Here is a 15770-nt window from a genome sequence, read left to right on the forward strand (position 1 = left end):
GGCAAAGGTCTATCGCCGCCTGAACAATATTCCCGGCGACTGGGGCACTGCTGTCAATGTGCAGGCGATGGTCTTTGGCAACATGGGCGCAACGTCCGCGACCGGCGTCGCCTTCACCCGCGATCCTGCGACGGGCGAGAATGCTTATTATGGCGAATATCTTATCAATGCCCAAGGCGAAGATGTTGTCGCGGGTATCCGTACCCCGCAATATCTGACCAAGGCGGCGCGTGAACGTGCGGGCGCGAAGCCCTTGTCGATGGAAGAAGCCATGCCCGCGGTCTATGCCGAACTGGCGCGCGTGTTCGACATCCTCGAAACGCATTATCGCGATATGCAGGATATCGAATTCACCGTTGAGCGTGAAAAATTGTGGATGCTGCAAACCCGCTCGGGCAAGCGCACCGCGAAAGCAGCGTTGAAAATCGCGGTCGATATGGCCGACGCTGGCCTCATCACCACCGACGAGGCTGTCCTGCGCGTGGACCCGATGGCGCTGGACCAATTGCTGCACCCGACGCTGGATCCCGATGCCGTGCGCGATGTGCTGACCTCTGGCCTGCCAGCTTCGCCCGGCGCAGCTTCGGGCAAAATCGTGTTTGACGCCGACACTGCCGACAAATGGAAAGAGCGCGGCGAGTCCGTCATTTTGGTGCGCGTTGAAACCAGCCCTGAAGACATTCACGGCATGCACGCCGCAACGGGCATATTGACCGCACGTGGCGGCATGACCAGCCATGCGGCGGTTGTTGCACGTGGCATGGGCCGTCCTTGCGTATCGGGTGCCGGCAGCCTTCAGATTGATGCCGCGGGCAAAACGCTGCGCATTGCCGGACGGACGTTGCATGAAGGCGATATCATCACGCTTGATGGTTCAACCGGCGAAGTGATGGCGGGTGAAGTCCCAACGTTGCAGCCTGAGCTAGTGGGTGATTTTGGCACGTTGATGGTGTGGGCCGATGCCGGTCGCCGGATGAAAGTCCGCGCCAATGCCGAAACACCATTGGATGCGCAGACGGCGCGCGATTTTGGCGCAGAAGGCATTGGTCTGTGCCGCACGGAGCATATGTTCTTTGATGCCGCGCGCATTACCGCTGTGCGCCAGATGATCCTTGCGGACGATGAAAAGGGCCGCCGCGTTGCGCTCGACAAATTGCTGCCCGAACAGCGCAAGGACTTTACCGCCATTTTCGAAGTGATGGCCGGTCTTCCCGTCACCATCCGCTTGCTTGACCCGCCGCTGCATGAATTCCTTCCGCATCAGGAAAGCGAATTTGCCGAGGTTGCTGCGGCTGCTGGTGTCGGTATCGAGGTGCTGAAGCAACGTGCCGCCGAACTGCACGAATTCAACCCGATGCTGGGCCATCGTGGGTGCCGCTTGGGCGTGACCTACCCCGAAATTTACGAGATGCAGGCGCGCGCGATATTTGAAGCGGCCTGTTCATTGGCCGTCGCACCGGTGCCGGAAATCATGATCCCGCTGGTTGGCACGCGCCGCGAGCTTGAACTGATGAAGGATGTTGTCGACAAAGCAGCCGAAGCGGTCTTTGCCGAACAAGGCAAGCGCATCGAATATCTAGTCGGCACGATGATCGAACTGCCGCGCGCCGCATTGATGGCCGATGAAATCGCCGAAGTCGGCAGCTTCTTCAGCTTTGGCACCAACGACCTGACGCAGACGACGCTGGGCGTCAGCCGCGATGATGCCGCACGGTTCCTGACGCATTATGTCGACAAGGGCATTTACGCCCGCGACCCGTTTGTCAGCCTGGATGTGGAAGGCGTTGGCCAGCTGATCGAAATTGCGGCGAACAAAGGCCGCGCGACGCGTCCTGAAATCAAGCTTGGGATTTGCGGCGAACATGGCGGCGATCCGGCGTCGATTGCCTTTTGTGAAAAAGTCGGCCTCGATTATGTCAGCGCCTCCCCCTATCGCGTGCCTATCGCGCGATTGGCAGCAGCGCAGGCGGCGCTTGCCAAAAACTAATCTTTTGTTCTACCCCTTGGTCGAGGGAGAGCATTATGAAAACATGGCACCGATTTGCGGCATGTATCGCATTGGGCTTAGTTGGCGGCGCGGCCTTTGCTGTGCATCAGGTCCGTGGCGATTATGCGGATAAGCAGGTCCACAACGGCCAATGGAGCGCGAATACCAATCAGGGAACGGCATCAGCGTCGGCTTTGACGCGCGCGAAGGTTGCACTGAACGGTCTTCTGGCATTGCCGGCGAAAGAGGCGATGTATTTCATCACCCGCACCGACAGCGAAGGACGCCCTTTGGAAGGTCGCTGCACATATACGGTCACTGGCGGTGAACTCGATGCGCGCTGGTGGAGCGTAACGCTGTACAAAGGCGAAGGCTGGCTTGTGAAAAATGCCGCGAACCGCTGGTCCGTCGCTGGCAATGCGCCAGCTCGTGACGCGCAGGGCAACTGGTCATTCACCGTTTCGCCAAATCCGGCCGAAGGTGTCTGGCTACCCACCGGGGGGACGCCGCATTTTGACCTGACCTTGCGCACCTATCATCCGCGCGGCGCGTTGTTGAATGATCCCGCAAACGCCAAACTTCCTATCGTTACCAGAAAGGCATGCGCATGATACGCAACTGGATGTTCCCTATCATCGCCGGACTGCTGGTCTCCGCGTTCGCATGGCAAGGCGTTTTGCTCGCGACCCCCTATGCGCTGATGTCAAAAGCGATGGATGTTATCGGCGCGCGCGCGCCGGCAAACAGCTTTGCATTTGGCGAACTGTCAACCGCGGACAATCAACCGATTGTCCGGCCCAGCCCTGACCTTGTTTATTCTTCCTGTGTTTTTGATGTGTCAAAGGGACCCGTGCTGGTCGATGTGGCGTCGGTACCGGGTCATTATTGGTCATTGAGCATATTCGACGCCCGCACCGATGTCGCCGCTGTCCGCAGCGACCGTGATACGGGTGGAAAGCCTGCCCGTCTTGCATTGGTGAAAGCCGGGCAGACTGCACCACAGGGTTATGAGCCGGTAACGTTGCAATATGATCGTGGCATCGCCTTGATCCGGATATTGCTCTCCAGCCCGGCCGAATATCCGGTTGTGGATGCCATCCGCAGAAAATCGACCTGTAAGCAGCTTTGAGGTTCAAATTAGCTATTGCACAACTTTGCCAGCGTCCCTAATAGCGGCGCTCCAGTGCACCCGTAGCTCAGCTGGATAGAGCATCAGACTACGAATCTGAGGGCCGGGCGTTCGAATCGCTCCGGGTGCACCACTTTTCTTCTCTCTGAATACAGAGACCCCTCGCAATGACCGCAAAATCCAAATCTGCCATCGTTCTTTTGTCCGGTGGCCTCGATTCAATGGTTGTTGCCGGCTTGGCGCGCGAGGCAGGCTATGACCTTATCGCGCTGACCATCGATTATAACCAGCGTCACAGGATTGAGCTTGATAGTGCCGCGACCATCGCCGCGCATTTGGGGGCGATTGAACATATCGTCCTGCCGCTGGATCTGACACGCTTTGGCGGCTCCGCGCTGACCGCGGACATTGCTGTTCCCAAAGAGGGCGTTGAGGAAAACGCCATCCCTGTCACTTATGTGCCGGCGCGCAACACGATATTCCTTTCCTTATGCCTTGGCCTTGCCGAAGCACGCGGCGCGCGGGATTTGTGGATTGGCGTCAATGCGCTTGATTATTCGGGCTATCCCGATTGCCGTCCCGAATTCATCCGCGCCTTTGAAGGCATGGCCAATTTGGCCACCAAGGCGGGTGTTGAGGGCGATCATTTCAGCGTCCACACGCCGTTGCTCCACATGAGCAAGGCGGATATCGCCACGCAAGCGGCGCGGCTTGGCCTTGATGCGGGCATGAGCTGGTCCTGTTACGATCCGACGCCCGATAACAAAGCCTGTGGCCGCTGTGACAGCTGCCGGTTGCGCGCCAAGGGCTTTGCCGATGCGGGATTGCCCGACCCCACCGTTTACGCATGAGCTACGCGGTTAAAGAGATTTTCCTGACGCTTCAGGGCGAAGGCGTCCATGCGGGCCGCCGTGCGGTGTTTCTGCGCTTTGCCGGATGCAATTTGTGGACGGGTCGCGAAGAAGACCGCAGTTCGGCCATTTGCCAATTTTGCGATACCGATTTTGTCGGCATGAATGGCGAAAATGGCGGGCGTTATGACGCGGCTGACCTTGCTGCCAAAGTTGCGGCTTTGTGGGGTGACGGCACGCAATCGCGCTATGTCGTGATCACAGGCGGCGAGCCCATGTTGCAAGTTGATGATGCGATTGTCGACGCATTGCATGCGCACGCGTTTCAAATCGCCATTGAAAGCAACGGAACCATTGCGGTCCATCCGGGCATTGATTGGGTCTGCATTAGCCCCAAGGCGGGCTCTGACGTGGTCCAACATCATGGCGATGAGCTGAAACTCGTCTGGCCGCAATTGGCGAGTGATTTGGACCGGATGGAGGGATGGCAATTTGCCCATTTCCTCATTCAGCCCATGGATAAAGGCGATGCGGTGTTGAACGCTGCGAGCGTAGAGGAAGCGACGCGCTTCGTCATGAACCGCCCAAAATGGCGCTTATCCTTGCAAAATCACAAGATTTTGGGGCTGCCCTGACCCTTATTAAATATGCTTGAAACCTGTTCCCAAAGATGACAGTCTTATGACGGGAAGAGGAGAGCAAAAAATGGCAAAAGCCGAACAAGCGCAAATGCGCAGCTATAAAAGCTATTCAAAACGTATGTCCGACCATGTCGCCTTTGCGCTGGTGGTCTACACATTGGCACTGATATTTTTGGTGACGCCCACCATCGAATCGCGTGGCACGTCAATTTTCCCTTATTTTGTCTTGGTCCTCTTTGTGGCTGTGGTCATTCCGCCATGCCGCAATATGGAGCGTCGCTGGCAGGCGCTGGATGCCGCTGCGTATAATGGCGATGGCCTGAAGACGCATTATGTCGCGGACCGGTTGAAGCTTTGGGCGGCCGCTGTGGTCATTCCGGCGATTTTGGCGGTTTTGTTCACGGTATTTTGACCGCCGTTTGATTGACGCTGTAACGGCCCGCGCCTAAGCGGGAATCATGCTTAAACCTCAAGAAGCGCTTGATCGCGCGCACAATCTCGTTTCCCAAGCCATTAAAGCCGGTGCAGATGCCGCCGACGCCGTATATGTGTGTGACGCATCTACGGACGTTCAGGTGCGGCTGGGGCAGTTAGAGGATGTGGCCCGATCTGAAGGCGAAGACATTGGCTTGCGGGTTTTTGTCGGCCAGCGATCGGCAACGATTTCATCGTCCAACATGAACCCCGATATTCTGGCCGGCCTGGTTGCGCGCGCGATCGACATGGCGAAGGAAGCACCCGAGGACCAATATGCGGGCCTCGCGCCGCACGACCGGCTGCTCACGGGTGCAATTCCGGACTTCGACAGCGATGATGGCCAAGACCCCGATCCTGCACAGCTTCGCGCAGCAGCGCTTGAATGCGAAGACGCCGCGCGCGCCGTTCCCGGCGTCACCAACAGCGAAGGCGCTGGCGCAAGTGCGTCGCGCTCGATCTTTGCGCTGGCCACCAGTCACGGCTTTGCAGGCGTAAAGGCTGGATCGGGCTATGGCATATCGGCCAGCGTGCTGTCGGGCGATGGCGACGCGAAAGAACGTGATTATGACTGGCGCTCGGCCCGGCATCTTGCTGATCTCGCCAGCCCCGCCAGCGTCGGCACGCGTGCCGGTGAACGCGCAGTCAAGCGGTTGAACCCCGGCACCATCAAAAGCGGACAGATGCCCGTGGTCTTTGACCCGCGCGTTGGCAGTTCCTTTGTCGGGCATTTGCTGGGCGGGATTAGCGGCTCGGCTATTGCCCGCAAAACAAGCTTCCTGCTGGAATCGCTCGGCGCGCAATTGTTCGACAGCGGGATATCGATCATCGACAATCCGCATGTGCCGCGTGGGCTTGGGTCGCGCGCCTTTGATGGCGAAGGCCTGCCCACCGCGCGCCGGCCCATCATCGAAAATGGCGTTTTGACCGGCTGGTTGATGGAAAGCGCATCGGCGCGGCAATTGGGATTGGAACCCACCGGCCATGCCAGCCGCGGCGTAAGCGGAGCCCCCGGCGTCAGCCCATCGAACGTGCATTTGGAAGGCGGCAGTGTCAGCGTTGCCGAACTGATCGCCGACATCAAACATGGCGTCTATGTGCATGAACTGGCTGGGCAGGGCGTGAACCCGGTAACGGGCGATTATAGCCGCGGTGCCGCCGGTTTCCTGATCATCAATGGCGAAATTGCCGGACCCGTGAGCGAATTTACCATCGCCGGCAATTTGAAGGATATGTTTGCAGCAATGACCGCCGCGAACGATCTGGAATGGATCCGCAGCATCAATGTGCCCACCTTGCGGATCGACGGCATGATGATCGCAGGTGCCTGAACGCCAGCTTGATAGAGACGCCGTAATCGCAGCCACGCAGGAAGCTGCGGCGTTGGCGTTTGCCAGCTGGCGCGACGGGGCAGTGCCCGATGCCAAGGTGTGGGAAAAGAGCCGCAACAATTTCGTGAGCGAGATCGACATGGCTGTCGATGCGTTGCTGACGACGCGTTTGCAGGCGATTTTGCCGGAGGCGGCATGGCTGTCCGAAGAGACGCTGGATGACCCAAAGCGGCTGGATGCGCGGCTGTTGTGGTTGGTCGACCCTATCGATGGCACCCGCGATTATGTGCGTGGACGCAGCGGATGGTGCGTCTCGGTCGCCTTGGTGGCCGACGGCATTCCGATATTTGCGGTGATGGCCGCGCCGGCCGAAGACAAAATCTGGGTCGCGGCGCGCGGCGAAGGCGTGACGTGCAACAATGCGCCGCTGTCGGGCAGCACGCGATTGGATTTCACCGGATCACGCGTGCCCGCCGATGAATTACCTCGGCTGGATGCGGACCTTGTCACGGTCACTAAGCCCAACAGCATCGCAATGCGGATGACGATGGTCGCCTGTGACCGGGCGGACTTGGTCGCAACGCTGCGCTGGGGCAATGAATGGGACATCGCCGCTGCGCACCTCGTCGCGCAGGAAGCAGGCGCAGTCGTAACCGATGCGCTTGGCGGACCGATAGTATATAATAAGCGCAAGCCATTGGATTTCGGCCTGATCTGCTGCGCGCCAGGGATACATGACGCCGCGGTGGAGCGCTTGTCGGGGCGTGCGGCGCGGATTTTGTCCGCGTCCTGAATTCGCTTCAGGCAATGCCCACTTGTCCATCACTGTCACCCTGAACTTGTTTCAGGGTCTTACTTGGCCACGCTGAAAAAGTAAGATCCTGAAACAAGTTCAGGATGACGAATTGGGGGTGGGTGCGTTAGGCTAATGCAGAAGCCCGTGGCGCTAAACCCTCGCCCGCGTCCACAATGCCGCGCGGTCCATATCACGCGGGTTGTTCGCAACAGCATCGACAAACGCCTTGCGAACCCAGCGAAACTTTTCAGGGCGGCTGGTGAAAATACGTTCGTCCCACGCGTGGCTATCGGCGGCGCGGACTTTGCGGGCGATTTCGCCATAAATGCCTGCGGCGGACAACACCGCCCAACGCGCACGCAGCGGCAGATGCGCCGCGCCGACGCGTGCGGACGCTTCATATTGCTCGGCTTCGTCTGCCAGCCAACGGCCCATCAGCGCCAGTTTTTTGCGGTTATGCGGCTTCATATGTTCACCCGGCCCGATATCGAGCGTCGCCAGCCAGTCGTCGGGTAAATAGCAGCGTCCGGCCGCGTCATCTTCGGCAATATCCCGCGCGATGTTGGCAAGTTGAAAGGCGAGGCCAAGGTCGCAAGCGCGGTCGAGCGTGGCGTCGTCATCCGCCGGAACGCCCATCACCACGGCCATCATCACGCCCACGGCGCCCGCAACATGGTAGCAATATTGGTACAGGTCGCTTTCGCGGCGGGGGTGCCAGTCCGCGGCATCCAGCGCGAAGCCTTCAATCACATCCTCTGCCATGCGCGCTGTAATGCCACATTCCCGCGCGACAACGCCCAGGCAGTCAAACGCAGGCTCACCCGTCGGCGTCCCCGCCAGCGCTTGTGCGGTAAGCGTGCGAATGGCGGCAAGGCTCTGCTGAGGGTCGGTGACCGCCGCCATCGCGCCGCCATGGTCCTGACCATCGGCCATATCATCGCATTTGCGGCACCACGCATAGAGCAGCCAGACCCGTTCGCGCGTAATACGGTCAAACAACCGGCTGGCGAAACGGAAGGATTTGGATCCCCGCGATATGCTGTCCTGCGCAAATTGAACAAGGGCAGGGCGATTAAAATCAGCCACGGCAAAAATCTGTGCAAGGGCTGATATGGGCGTGGTTCACAAATCGTCTGCTTTCATCTGGAAGATGGTCTTGTGCGGCACATAGGCGGCCATTTTGTCCAGCAAGCCGTCCAGCGTGTCATCGACGATCATGATGCCCGCATGCTGCGGCCGGATAAAGCCGACATCGATCATATTCTGGTTGAACGCGATAAGCTGATCATAAAAACCCGCAATGTTCAAAACGCCGACGGGTTTTTGATGATAGCCAAGCTGTGACCAGCTGATGGCTTCCCACAATTCGTCCATCGTCCCGACACCGCCGGGGATGGTGATGAAACCATCGGACAGGTCGGTAAAGCGCGCCTTGCGTTCGTGCATACCCGAAACGACGTGCAGTTCGGTGCAGCCCTTGTGCGCGACTTCAGCGCCGACCAGTGCTTCGGGGATGATGCCGATGACTTCGCCGCCTGCCGCAAGCGCGCTGTCGGCCACTGCACCCATCAGCCCCAATCGGCCGCCGCCATAGACGACGCCAATGCCACGTTCCGCCAGCATCTTTCCGACGCTGCGCGCAGCTTCGATATAGATGGGGTTCTCAGGGGTAGCCGAACCGCAATAGACCGCGAGCCGTTTCACCTATTTGCGTCCTCGAGCATCAACGCTGCGGTTGCCTTCGCACTGCCGACAACGCCGGGAATGCCAGCGCCCGGGTGTGTGCCTGCGCCGACGAAATACAGATTGTGTATCGCGTCATCGCGGTTGTGCGCCCGCATATAGGCCGACTGCCACAATACGGGTTCAAGGCTGAACGCGCTGCCCAAATGCGCCGAAAGGTCGCGGCCAAAGTCAGCGGGCGTGTAATGGAACTGGGTCATGATCCGGCTGCGGATGTCGGGGATCAGGCGGCGCTCAAGCTCATCCAAAATCCGTTCCTTCAACGCTTCACCCACATCGCCATCCCAATCGAGCGGTGCTTTGCCCATATGCGCGACAGGCGCAAGGACATAAAATGTCGAACAACCTTCGGGCGCAAGGCTTGGGTCCGTGACGGTTGGATGGTGCAGATATAGCGAGAAATCCTGCGGCAGGACGCCGTTTTTATAAATGTCGTCGAGCAGGCCTTTGTAGCGCGGGCCAAACAGGATCATATGGTGCGGAATGCCCGGCCATGTGCCCTTAATGCCAAGGTGCAGCACGAAAAGCGATGGCGACCAGCTTTTGCGCCGCAGCGATTTGGTTGCGCGTTCGCCGCGTTTGTTGCTGGTCAACAAATCTTTGTAAGTGTGCATCAGGTCGCCATTGGACGCCGCCATGTCGCAGTCCATGCGCCAGCCCGATTTCGTGCGCACGCCAATGACCTTGTCACCGCGTGTCTCGATTTCTTCGACGGGATCGCCCAGACGGATCATCCCGCCGAGCCGTTCGAAATGCGTCACCATCGCGGCGACAAGCCGGTTGGTGCCGCCCTTGGCAAACCAGACACCGCCCTCTTTTTCGATGGTGTGGATGAGCGCGTAGATCGCGCTGGTGCTCATCGGGTTTCCGCCGACGAGCAATGTGTGGAATGACAAAGCTTCGCGCAGCTTTTCGTCTTTCACATAAGACGAAACGATCGAATAAACCGAACGCCATGCCTGATATTTCATCAGTGCTGGCGCGGCCTTGATCATCGATGCGAAGTCGAGGAACGCGACCGAACCGAGCTTTTGATAGCCCTCTTTGAACACGCCCTTCGAATATTCGAGGAACTTGCGATAACCCTCGACATCGTCGGGGTTCAGCTTTTCGATTTCGGCTTTCAGGCCGGGTGCGTCATTCGAATAATCGAAATTCGTGCCATCGGGCCAGTTCAACCGGTAGAACGGGAACACGGGCATCAATTCCACGTCGTCCGACATTTTATGGCCGGACAGCGACCACAATTCTTCCAGACATGGCGGGTCGGTGATGACCGTTGGGCCACCGTCAAAGGTGAAGCCATCCTTTTCCCAATAATAGCCGCGGCCGCCGGGCTTATCGCGCGCTTCAATAATCGTTGTGGAGATGCCTGCAGATTGAAGCCGCATTGCAAGCGCAAGGCCGCCAAATCCGGCACCAATAATCGCTGCTGTCTTCGTCATTTCTTCTTGCTCCGGATCGCGGTGATGGCTTTCCCTATGGGAATGGGCGGCTTGCCAATCAGGATGCGCGCCTTGTCACTGTTGCTGCTATTCCCAGCATAAAAGCGTTCAATCAATCCGGGCTTTAGCCTGTAGAAACGTTCTAATATCTTGTATCGGTCGCGGCCTTCGGCGCCGCGGAACAGCATCCGGTTGAGTATCCGGAAAAATCTGCCCTTGTTCCAATGGTCCTGCGCACGCTGGCGCAGAACAAGATTAAGCTTGTCGCCATCAAGATCGGGCTGCTCCGCAATGAAAATGGCGTTGCGCACCGCGTCGGGCAGTGAATAGCTGGTCACCGACTGAAAAAATGCACCGCGCGCGCCGGCCTTTGCCGTGCGGCCACTGCCGCTCGCCCAATAGCTTTCCAGATCGCCGCCCATCACAACCGGCAAGACGCCATTTTCTTCACGCAAGACGCGTTCGACTTTCCAGCCTTGTTCATCGGCATAAGCCGCAATCCGTTGACGCAGGATGCGCGGGTCCAAATCGGGCTTGTCGCTGTAATAGGTGTCTTCGACAAACAGCTTGTCCATTCCAAAGGGCAGGACATAGACAAAGCGATAGCCATCATGCTGGTCCACCGTGGCGTCCATGACGATGGGCTTTGTAAGATTATGTGGCTCTGACAATTGCATCAGCTGGCCGGTAAATTTCTGCCAGCCACAATCGAGATGGTTCAGGTCGCCTGCGCCCCGCGCGTCAATCACGCCGCCAGCGTTAATACGCTGCGCGCCGTCGAGAACCACAAGCCTGGGCGAGACCGCTTTCACTTCACGGCCAAGCATCAATGACGATGCAGGCAGGTTCTTGCGCAACACCCAGTCAAGCCGTTCGGATTCAATGGTGTAATAAATATTGTCGAGCGCGCGGCTGTGCCCCGGGAATTTGACGTCATAACCCGACCAGCCATAAGTCACCAAAGGCGCCGTCAGCCAACGATGCTCCGGCAATATGTCGCTCGCAAAAAAGCTCCAAATATGGTTGCCGCCAAAGCTGTCGCCTTGTTCAATTAGGACGATTTTCAATTCGGGCCGCATTTTGCCAAGGGCAAGCGCGATGAGCCCGCCGGCAAGGCCGCCGCCGACAATAGCCAAATCGCATTTGATATTTTCGCGTGTCACCATGCGGCCCTAGCGCAGCCATTTTACAAGGGGAAGGCTTCTGCCAAGGTAATGCACAGCTTTATGTGCAGCGACTGGACGGCGCAGCGCCGTCGTCATAATTTTCCTATATGCTAACGCTATCAAAAACGCGTAGGTACGTCGTCAAACGGGGGAGAAATATCATGCGGAAGAAATGGCTTTTGGCCGTCCTTGGCGGACTGATCGTTGCGGGCGGTGCGGCATATGTAAAACGTGACGCACTGGCGATGGCGCTGATTTCGCGCGCAGCGGACGGCGCAATGTCCCGCAATGTCATGGCAGAATTGCCCGCCGATGCGCTGCATGTCGGGTTTTGCGGTACGGGTTCGCCCTTGCCAAATCGTGACCGCGCGGCCGCATGCACCGTTGTGATCGCCGGTGGCCGGTTGTTTGTTTTTGACATGGGTGAAGGCTCCGGCAAAACCCTGTCTCTCATGGGCATGCCACTCGACAAGATTGAAGGCGTGTGGCTCACCCATTTGCACAGCGACCATTTCGAAGGCCTTGGCCCGTTCACGCTGCAGCGTTGGGCAGGGACGAGCGCGAAAACACCGCTGCCTGTGTCTGGCCCTGAAGGCGTCACCGAAATCACCGATGGGCTGAATGCCGCGTACCGGATTGATTCAACCTACCGCATTGCCCACCATGGCGCAGCCGTCGTTCCGCAATCGGGCTTTGGCATGACGGGCAAGGCGATCCAGCCGGGCGTGGTTTATGATGCCAATGACGTGCGCATTACCGCCTTTTCTGTGGACCATGATCCGATCACGCCCGCCTTTGGCTATCGCGTCGATTATAAGGGCCGCAGCGTCACGATATCGGGTGACACCGCGTTCACCCCTGCGCTTGCCAAAGCCGCCAAGGGTTCGGATTTATATGTCAGCGAACTGCTGTCGCCGCGCATGGTCGATGCCCTCGCCACCAGCGCGCAAAAGGCAGGGATGATAAATCGGGCGAAAATCTTCGACGATATCCAGAATTACCACATCAGCCCCGAACAAGCCGCCGATGTGGCAAAGGCGTCCGGCGCAGGCATGTTGGCCTTCACGCATATCGTCCCGTCGGTGCCGAAGCCGCTCGAATTCGCGCTGATTGGGGATGCGGCAAGCCGGTATAAGGGACCAATAAAGGTCATGCACGATGGCGACCTGATCAGCATCTCGGGTCCCGATAATTTCGAAACACGCAATTTGCTAAACCGATAGCATAAGGGCTAAAGGCGCCAGATGGGCTCATGGCTGATCTTGTTGTTATCAACACTGGCGATGACTGCGATTGTCGGCGTGCGCTATCTGTTGGTCAGCGGTGCTTTTGCATGGGCGACGAAATTGCGCGAACCGGGGCTTTATGTTGGCCTTGACCAACAAATCCGCCGCGAAATCGGGTGGAGCCTCGCCAGTGCCGCGATTTATGGCATTCCTGCAGGTGTCGTCGCGTGGGGGTGGGATAATCTCGGCTGGACGATGATTTACCGAGATATTGGCGCTTACCCTTTTTGGTATCTGCCGCTGTCGGTATTTCTGTATCTGTTTGCGCACGACACATGGTTTTATTGGACACACCGGCTGATGCATCGCCCGTTTTGGTTCAAGGCCGCGCACGCTGTCCATCATGAAAGCCGCCCGCCGACGGCATGGGCAGCCATGTCCTTCCATCCGTGGGAGGCATTGTCAGGCGCGTTCGTCATTCCGTTTTTGGTCTTCGTCATCCCCATTCATGTCGCGTCTTTGGGCGTCGTGCTATCGGTGATGACGATCATGGGCGTTACCAACCATATGGGGTGGGAATGTTTCCCCAAATCCATCGTCAACGGCAGATTAGGGCAGTGGCTGATAACAGCGACGCATCATCAAAAACATCACGACGCATATCGAGGGAATTATGGGCTATATTTCAGGCTTTGGGATAAAATGTGCGGCACTGACCTTGGTCTCGGCCATTGGGATCGCAACCTTAAGCGGCGCAGTTGAAGCCGCGCCCGCAACCGCGACGATTGATATCAACATCTCCGGCTTGCGCAGCACGAAGGGCAATGTCCTTGTCTGCGTCACCGCCAACCCGCGTTTCTTCCCCGATTGCGGCAAGGATCCAAAAGGTTTGAAGACCAGCATATCCGCGCGCGATGCCGCAAATATATCGTTCACGGGCATAACAAAGGGCACATATGCGGTCGCGTTGGTCCATGATGAAAATGCTAACAACAAAATGGATATGGCCATTTTCCTGCCCAAAGAAGGCTTCGGCTTTTCCCGTAATCCCGCGATTGTTGCTGGCCCGCCCAAGTTTAAGGCCGCGGCATTTGCGGTTGATGCCGCTGCCGTCAGCCAGCGGGTGAAGATGAAATATATGCTGTAACGGCGCGGTCGTGCGCTGCGGCGGAACTTTCTGACACGCCTTAACGAGTTGGAAATCATGTGCGGGGCATAAACGGGCTCCTCTGCACATAGGGCGCCCAATATGATTCCGTCGCATAACCAGTTTACCGCCAGTTCCGCGCAGCCTGCGTCGGCAACCGCCGCCGAAGCGCCGCGCGCACGCACGCGTGAGGCGCGCTTGAGCTGGATCGGATCAAAGCTGGCGCAACTGATCGACATTGAAGCCGCCCGGCTTGATGCCCTGCACCACCGTATGTGGATGCGGATATTGCAAAGCGGCCTTGAACCTGCCGCACCGCGGAACGAAACGGATCAGCTGGCGATCCACATCCTTGCCGTCGCAACATTGGCCGACGATGTCGCGGCGAAAGACGGGCCACAGGCCGCAATGGCCGCCGTCATGCAAGCGAGCGGCAAAACGCTTGAACCGGGGCTGGCGGAAAAATTCCTGCGCCTTGCAAGTTCGCCCATATTCTGGAGGGCGCTGCAGTCGGATGTTGCTGCGGCCTAAAATCATTGCCGTGACGATGTTCATCTTGCTGGACTGACGCGCCGCTCTCGCCTATTACATCTCCATCCCCGGGGAGTCGTGTGACTGAGAGGGATGGGTAACGCCATCCGACCCGCTGAACCTGATCCCGTTGATGCGGGCGTAGGGAGGTGAGACCGCAGCCAGTCCGGGGGACTGGCGAGGACCGAGCCCGGTCTTCACGCCAATCACTCTCCTTCACGATGTTTTTGGAGAGTGAGAATGGCGAAAATCAAACCAACCGATGACGCGATTGCAATTGCCGCAGCACAGCTTGCTGCCTCTTTGATACAGATTCGACTTCAGCATCTTCAGTCGACCGATTTTGCGGCCCAAGAAAAACACCTAATGAATTATTACAAATGGGCAGTTGATCAGCTGGTCCATGAGAGGAACGCATAACATGGCAGACATCCCCGCACGCACCGAAATTGGCGTCACCACTGGCCCGATCCGTGGATCGAAGAAAATCTACGTCGGTGACCGCAAAGTGGCCATGCGCGAAATCTATCTTGAGCCATCGTCGGGCGAGCCGCCTGTGCGCGTCTATGACTCCAGCGGACCATATACCGACAGCAACGCCCGCATCGACATCAGCATGGGCCTGCCCGAAATCCGCAGCAGCTGGATCCGTGAGCGCGGCGATGTAGAGGAAGTGCTGCAACGCGAAGTCCGCCCTGAAGACAATGGTCAACTTGGCCCCGACCGCAGCGGCGGCGTCGCGCCATTCCCCAATGTCCGCAAACATGTGCTGCGCGCAAAGCCCGGTATGAACGTCAGCCAGATGCATTATGCCCGCCGCGGCATCATTACGCCGGAAATGGAATATGTTGCCGAGCGTGAGAATCTGGGCCGCGCGCGCCTGGCCGAATATATCCGCGACGGCGAAAGCTTTGGCGCGGAAATCCCTGATTACGTCACCCCCGAATTCGTCCGCGAAGAAATCGCCCGCGGCCGTGCGATCATACCCAACAATATCAACCACCCCGAATCCGAACCGATGGCGATTGGCCGCAATTTCCTGGTCAAGATCAACGCCAATATCGGCAACAGCGCGGTTGCGTCTGATGTTGCGACGGAAGTCGACAAGATGGTCTGGTCCATCCGCTGGGGCGCGGACACCGTCATGGACCTGTCGACCGGCCGCAACATTCACGACACCCGCGAATGGATCATCCGCAACTCGCCCGTTCCCATCGGCACCGTGCCGATTTATCAGGCGCTGGAAAAGGTCGGCGGCGTTGCCGAAGACCTGACATGGGAAATCTTCCGCGATACCCTTATC

The 15770-nt window shown here is 58.2% G+C and carries 18 protein-coding genes, 1 tRNA gene and 1 riboswitch; of the genes, 15 read left to right on the forward strand and 4 right to left on the reverse strand.

Annotation, left to right across the window (positions count from 1 at the left end):
- The 9 genes from ppdK to ACIQ0G_RS05600 form a co-directional block, all read left to right on the forward strand.
- Positions 1–1987, forward strand: a 1987-nt coding sequence (gene ppdK, locus ACIQ0G_RS05560) for a pyruvate, phosphate dikinase (RefSeq protein WP_397577048.1), incomplete at its 5' end; no start/stop codon positions are given.
- 35 nt (positions 1988–2022) lie between these two features.
- Complete coding sequence (locus tag ACIQ0G_RS05565) at positions 2023–2598, forward strand: DUF1214 domain-containing protein (protein ID WP_397577049.1); 576 nt, start codon at positions 2023–2025, stop codon at positions 2596–2598.
- Complete coding sequence (locus ACIQ0G_RS05570) at positions 2589–3116, forward strand: DUF1254 domain-containing protein (protein ID WP_397577050.1); 528 nt, start codon at positions 2589–2591, stop codon at positions 3114–3116. The genes ACIQ0G_RS05565 and ACIQ0G_RS05570 overlap by 10 nt, the downstream gene beginning before the upstream one ends.
- A gap of 56 nt (positions 3117–3172) precedes the next feature.
- Positions 3173–3249 (forward strand) — tRNA-Arg (locus tag ACIQ0G_RS05575).
- Positions 3250–3283: 34 nt separating this feature from the next.
- Positions 3284–3967: a 7-cyano-7-deazaguanine synthase QueC gene (gene queC / locus ACIQ0G_RS05580; RefSeq protein WP_397577051.1), complete on the forward strand. Its 684-nt coding sequence runs from the start codon at positions 3284–3286 to the stop codon at positions 3965–3967.
- Positions 3964–4602, forward strand: a complete 639-nt coding sequence (gene queE / locus ACIQ0G_RS05585) for a 7-carboxy-7-deazaguanine synthase (RefSeq protein WP_397577052.1) — start codon at positions 3964–3966, stop codon at positions 4600–4602. The genes queC and queE overlap by 4 nt, the downstream gene beginning before the upstream one ends.
- 70 nt (positions 4603–4672) lie before the next feature.
- Positions 4673–5020, forward strand: coding sequence for a hypothetical protein (locus tag ACIQ0G_RS05590; protein WP_397577053.1), 348 nt, complete (start codon positions 4673–4675; stop codon positions 5018–5020).
- Between the two features lie 46 nt (positions 5021–5066).
- Positions 5067–6413 (forward strand): TldD/PmbA family protein, encoded by a 1347-nt coding sequence (locus ACIQ0G_RS05595; RefSeq protein WP_397577054.1) that lies wholly within the window; start codon positions 5067–5069, stop codon positions 6411–6413.
- On the forward strand, positions 6406–7206 hold the full coding sequence (locus tag ACIQ0G_RS05600; protein WP_397577055.1) for an inositol monophosphatase family protein: 801 nt from the start codon (positions 6406–6408) through the stop codon (positions 7204–7206). Before ACIQ0G_RS05595 ends, ACIQ0G_RS05600 begins: the two co-directional genes overlap by 8 nt.
- Before the next feature lie 153 nt (positions 7207–7359).
- Here the strand turns inward: ACIQ0G_RS05600 and ACIQ0G_RS05605 are convergent, their stop codons facing one another.
- The 4 genes from ACIQ0G_RS05605 to crtY are packed head-to-tail and all read right to left on the reverse strand — an operon-like array spanning position 7360 to position 11563.
- Positions 7360–8295 (reverse strand): phytoene/squalene synthase family protein, encoded by a 936-nt coding sequence (locus ACIQ0G_RS05605; RefSeq protein ID WP_397577056.1) that lies wholly within the window; start codon positions 8293–8295, stop codon positions 7360–7362.
- A gap of 36 nt (positions 8296–8331) precedes the next feature.
- Positions 8332–8913 carry a TIGR00730 family Rossman fold protein gene (locus ACIQ0G_RS05610; RefSeq protein WP_324478075.1) on the reverse strand — a complete coding sequence of 194 codons (582 nt, stop codon included), beginning with the start codon at positions 8911–8913 and terminating at the stop codon, positions 8332–8334.
- On the reverse strand, positions 8910–10397 hold the full coding sequence (locus ACIQ0G_RS05615) for a phytoene desaturase (RefSeq protein ID WP_397577057.1): 1488 nt from the start codon (positions 10395–10397) through the stop codon (positions 8910–8912). The genes ACIQ0G_RS05610 and ACIQ0G_RS05615 overlap by 4 nt, the downstream gene beginning before the upstream one ends.
- Complete coding sequence (gene crtY, locus ACIQ0G_RS05620; RefSeq protein WP_397577058.1) at positions 10394–11563, reverse strand: lycopene beta-cyclase CrtY; 1170 nt, start codon at positions 11561–11563, stop codon at positions 10394–10396. The genes ACIQ0G_RS05615 and crtY overlap by 4 nt, the downstream gene beginning before the upstream one ends.
- A gap of 161 nt (positions 11564–11724) precedes the next feature.
- Here crtY and ACIQ0G_RS05625 point away from each other — a divergent pair, with 161 nt between their 5' ends.
- From ACIQ0G_RS05625 to ACIQ0G_RS05650, 6 genes are all read left to right on the forward strand, one after another.
- Positions 11725–12786, forward strand: coding sequence for an MBL fold metallo-hydrolase (locus ACIQ0G_RS05625; protein WP_397577059.1), 1062 nt, complete (start codon positions 11725–11727; stop codon positions 12784–12786).
- 21 nt (positions 12787–12807) lie between these two features.
- The gene (locus ACIQ0G_RS05630) at positions 12808–13551 is read left to right on the forward strand and encodes a sterol desaturase family protein (RefSeq protein ID WP_397577060.1); all 744 of its coding nucleotides are present in this window, start codon (positions 12808–12810) and stop codon (positions 13549–13551) included.
- A complete protein-coding gene (locus ACIQ0G_RS05635; RefSeq protein ID WP_397577061.1) occupies positions 13508–13936 on the forward strand; it encodes a DUF2141 domain-containing protein in 429 nt (142 codons plus the stop codon). The genes ACIQ0G_RS05630 and ACIQ0G_RS05635 overlap by 44 nt, the downstream gene beginning before the upstream one ends.
- Positions 13937–14038: 102 nt before the next feature.
- Positions 14039–14467, forward strand: coding sequence for a hypothetical protein (locus ACIQ0G_RS05640; protein ID WP_397577062.1), 429 nt, complete (start codon positions 14039–14041; stop codon positions 14465–14467).
- Positions 14468–14526: 59 nt separating this feature from the next.
- A riboswitch (TPP riboswitch) is annotated at positions 14527–14632 on the forward strand.
- 75 nt (positions 14633–14707) lie between these two features.
- On the forward strand, positions 14708–14887 hold the full coding sequence (locus ACIQ0G_RS05645) for a hypothetical protein (RefSeq protein ID WP_397577063.1): 180 nt from the start codon (positions 14708–14710) through the stop codon (positions 14885–14887).
- Position 14888: 1 nt separating this feature from the next.
- Positions 14889–15770, forward strand: an 882-nt coding sequence (locus ACIQ0G_RS05650; protein WP_397577064.1) for a phosphomethylpyrimidine synthase ThiC, incomplete at its 3' end; no start/stop codon positions are given.

This window comes from Sphingorhabdus sp. (assembly GCF_044354325.1).
Lineage (GTDB): Bacteria > Pseudomonadota > Alphaproteobacteria > Sphingomonadales > Sphingomonadaceae > Sphingorhabdus_B.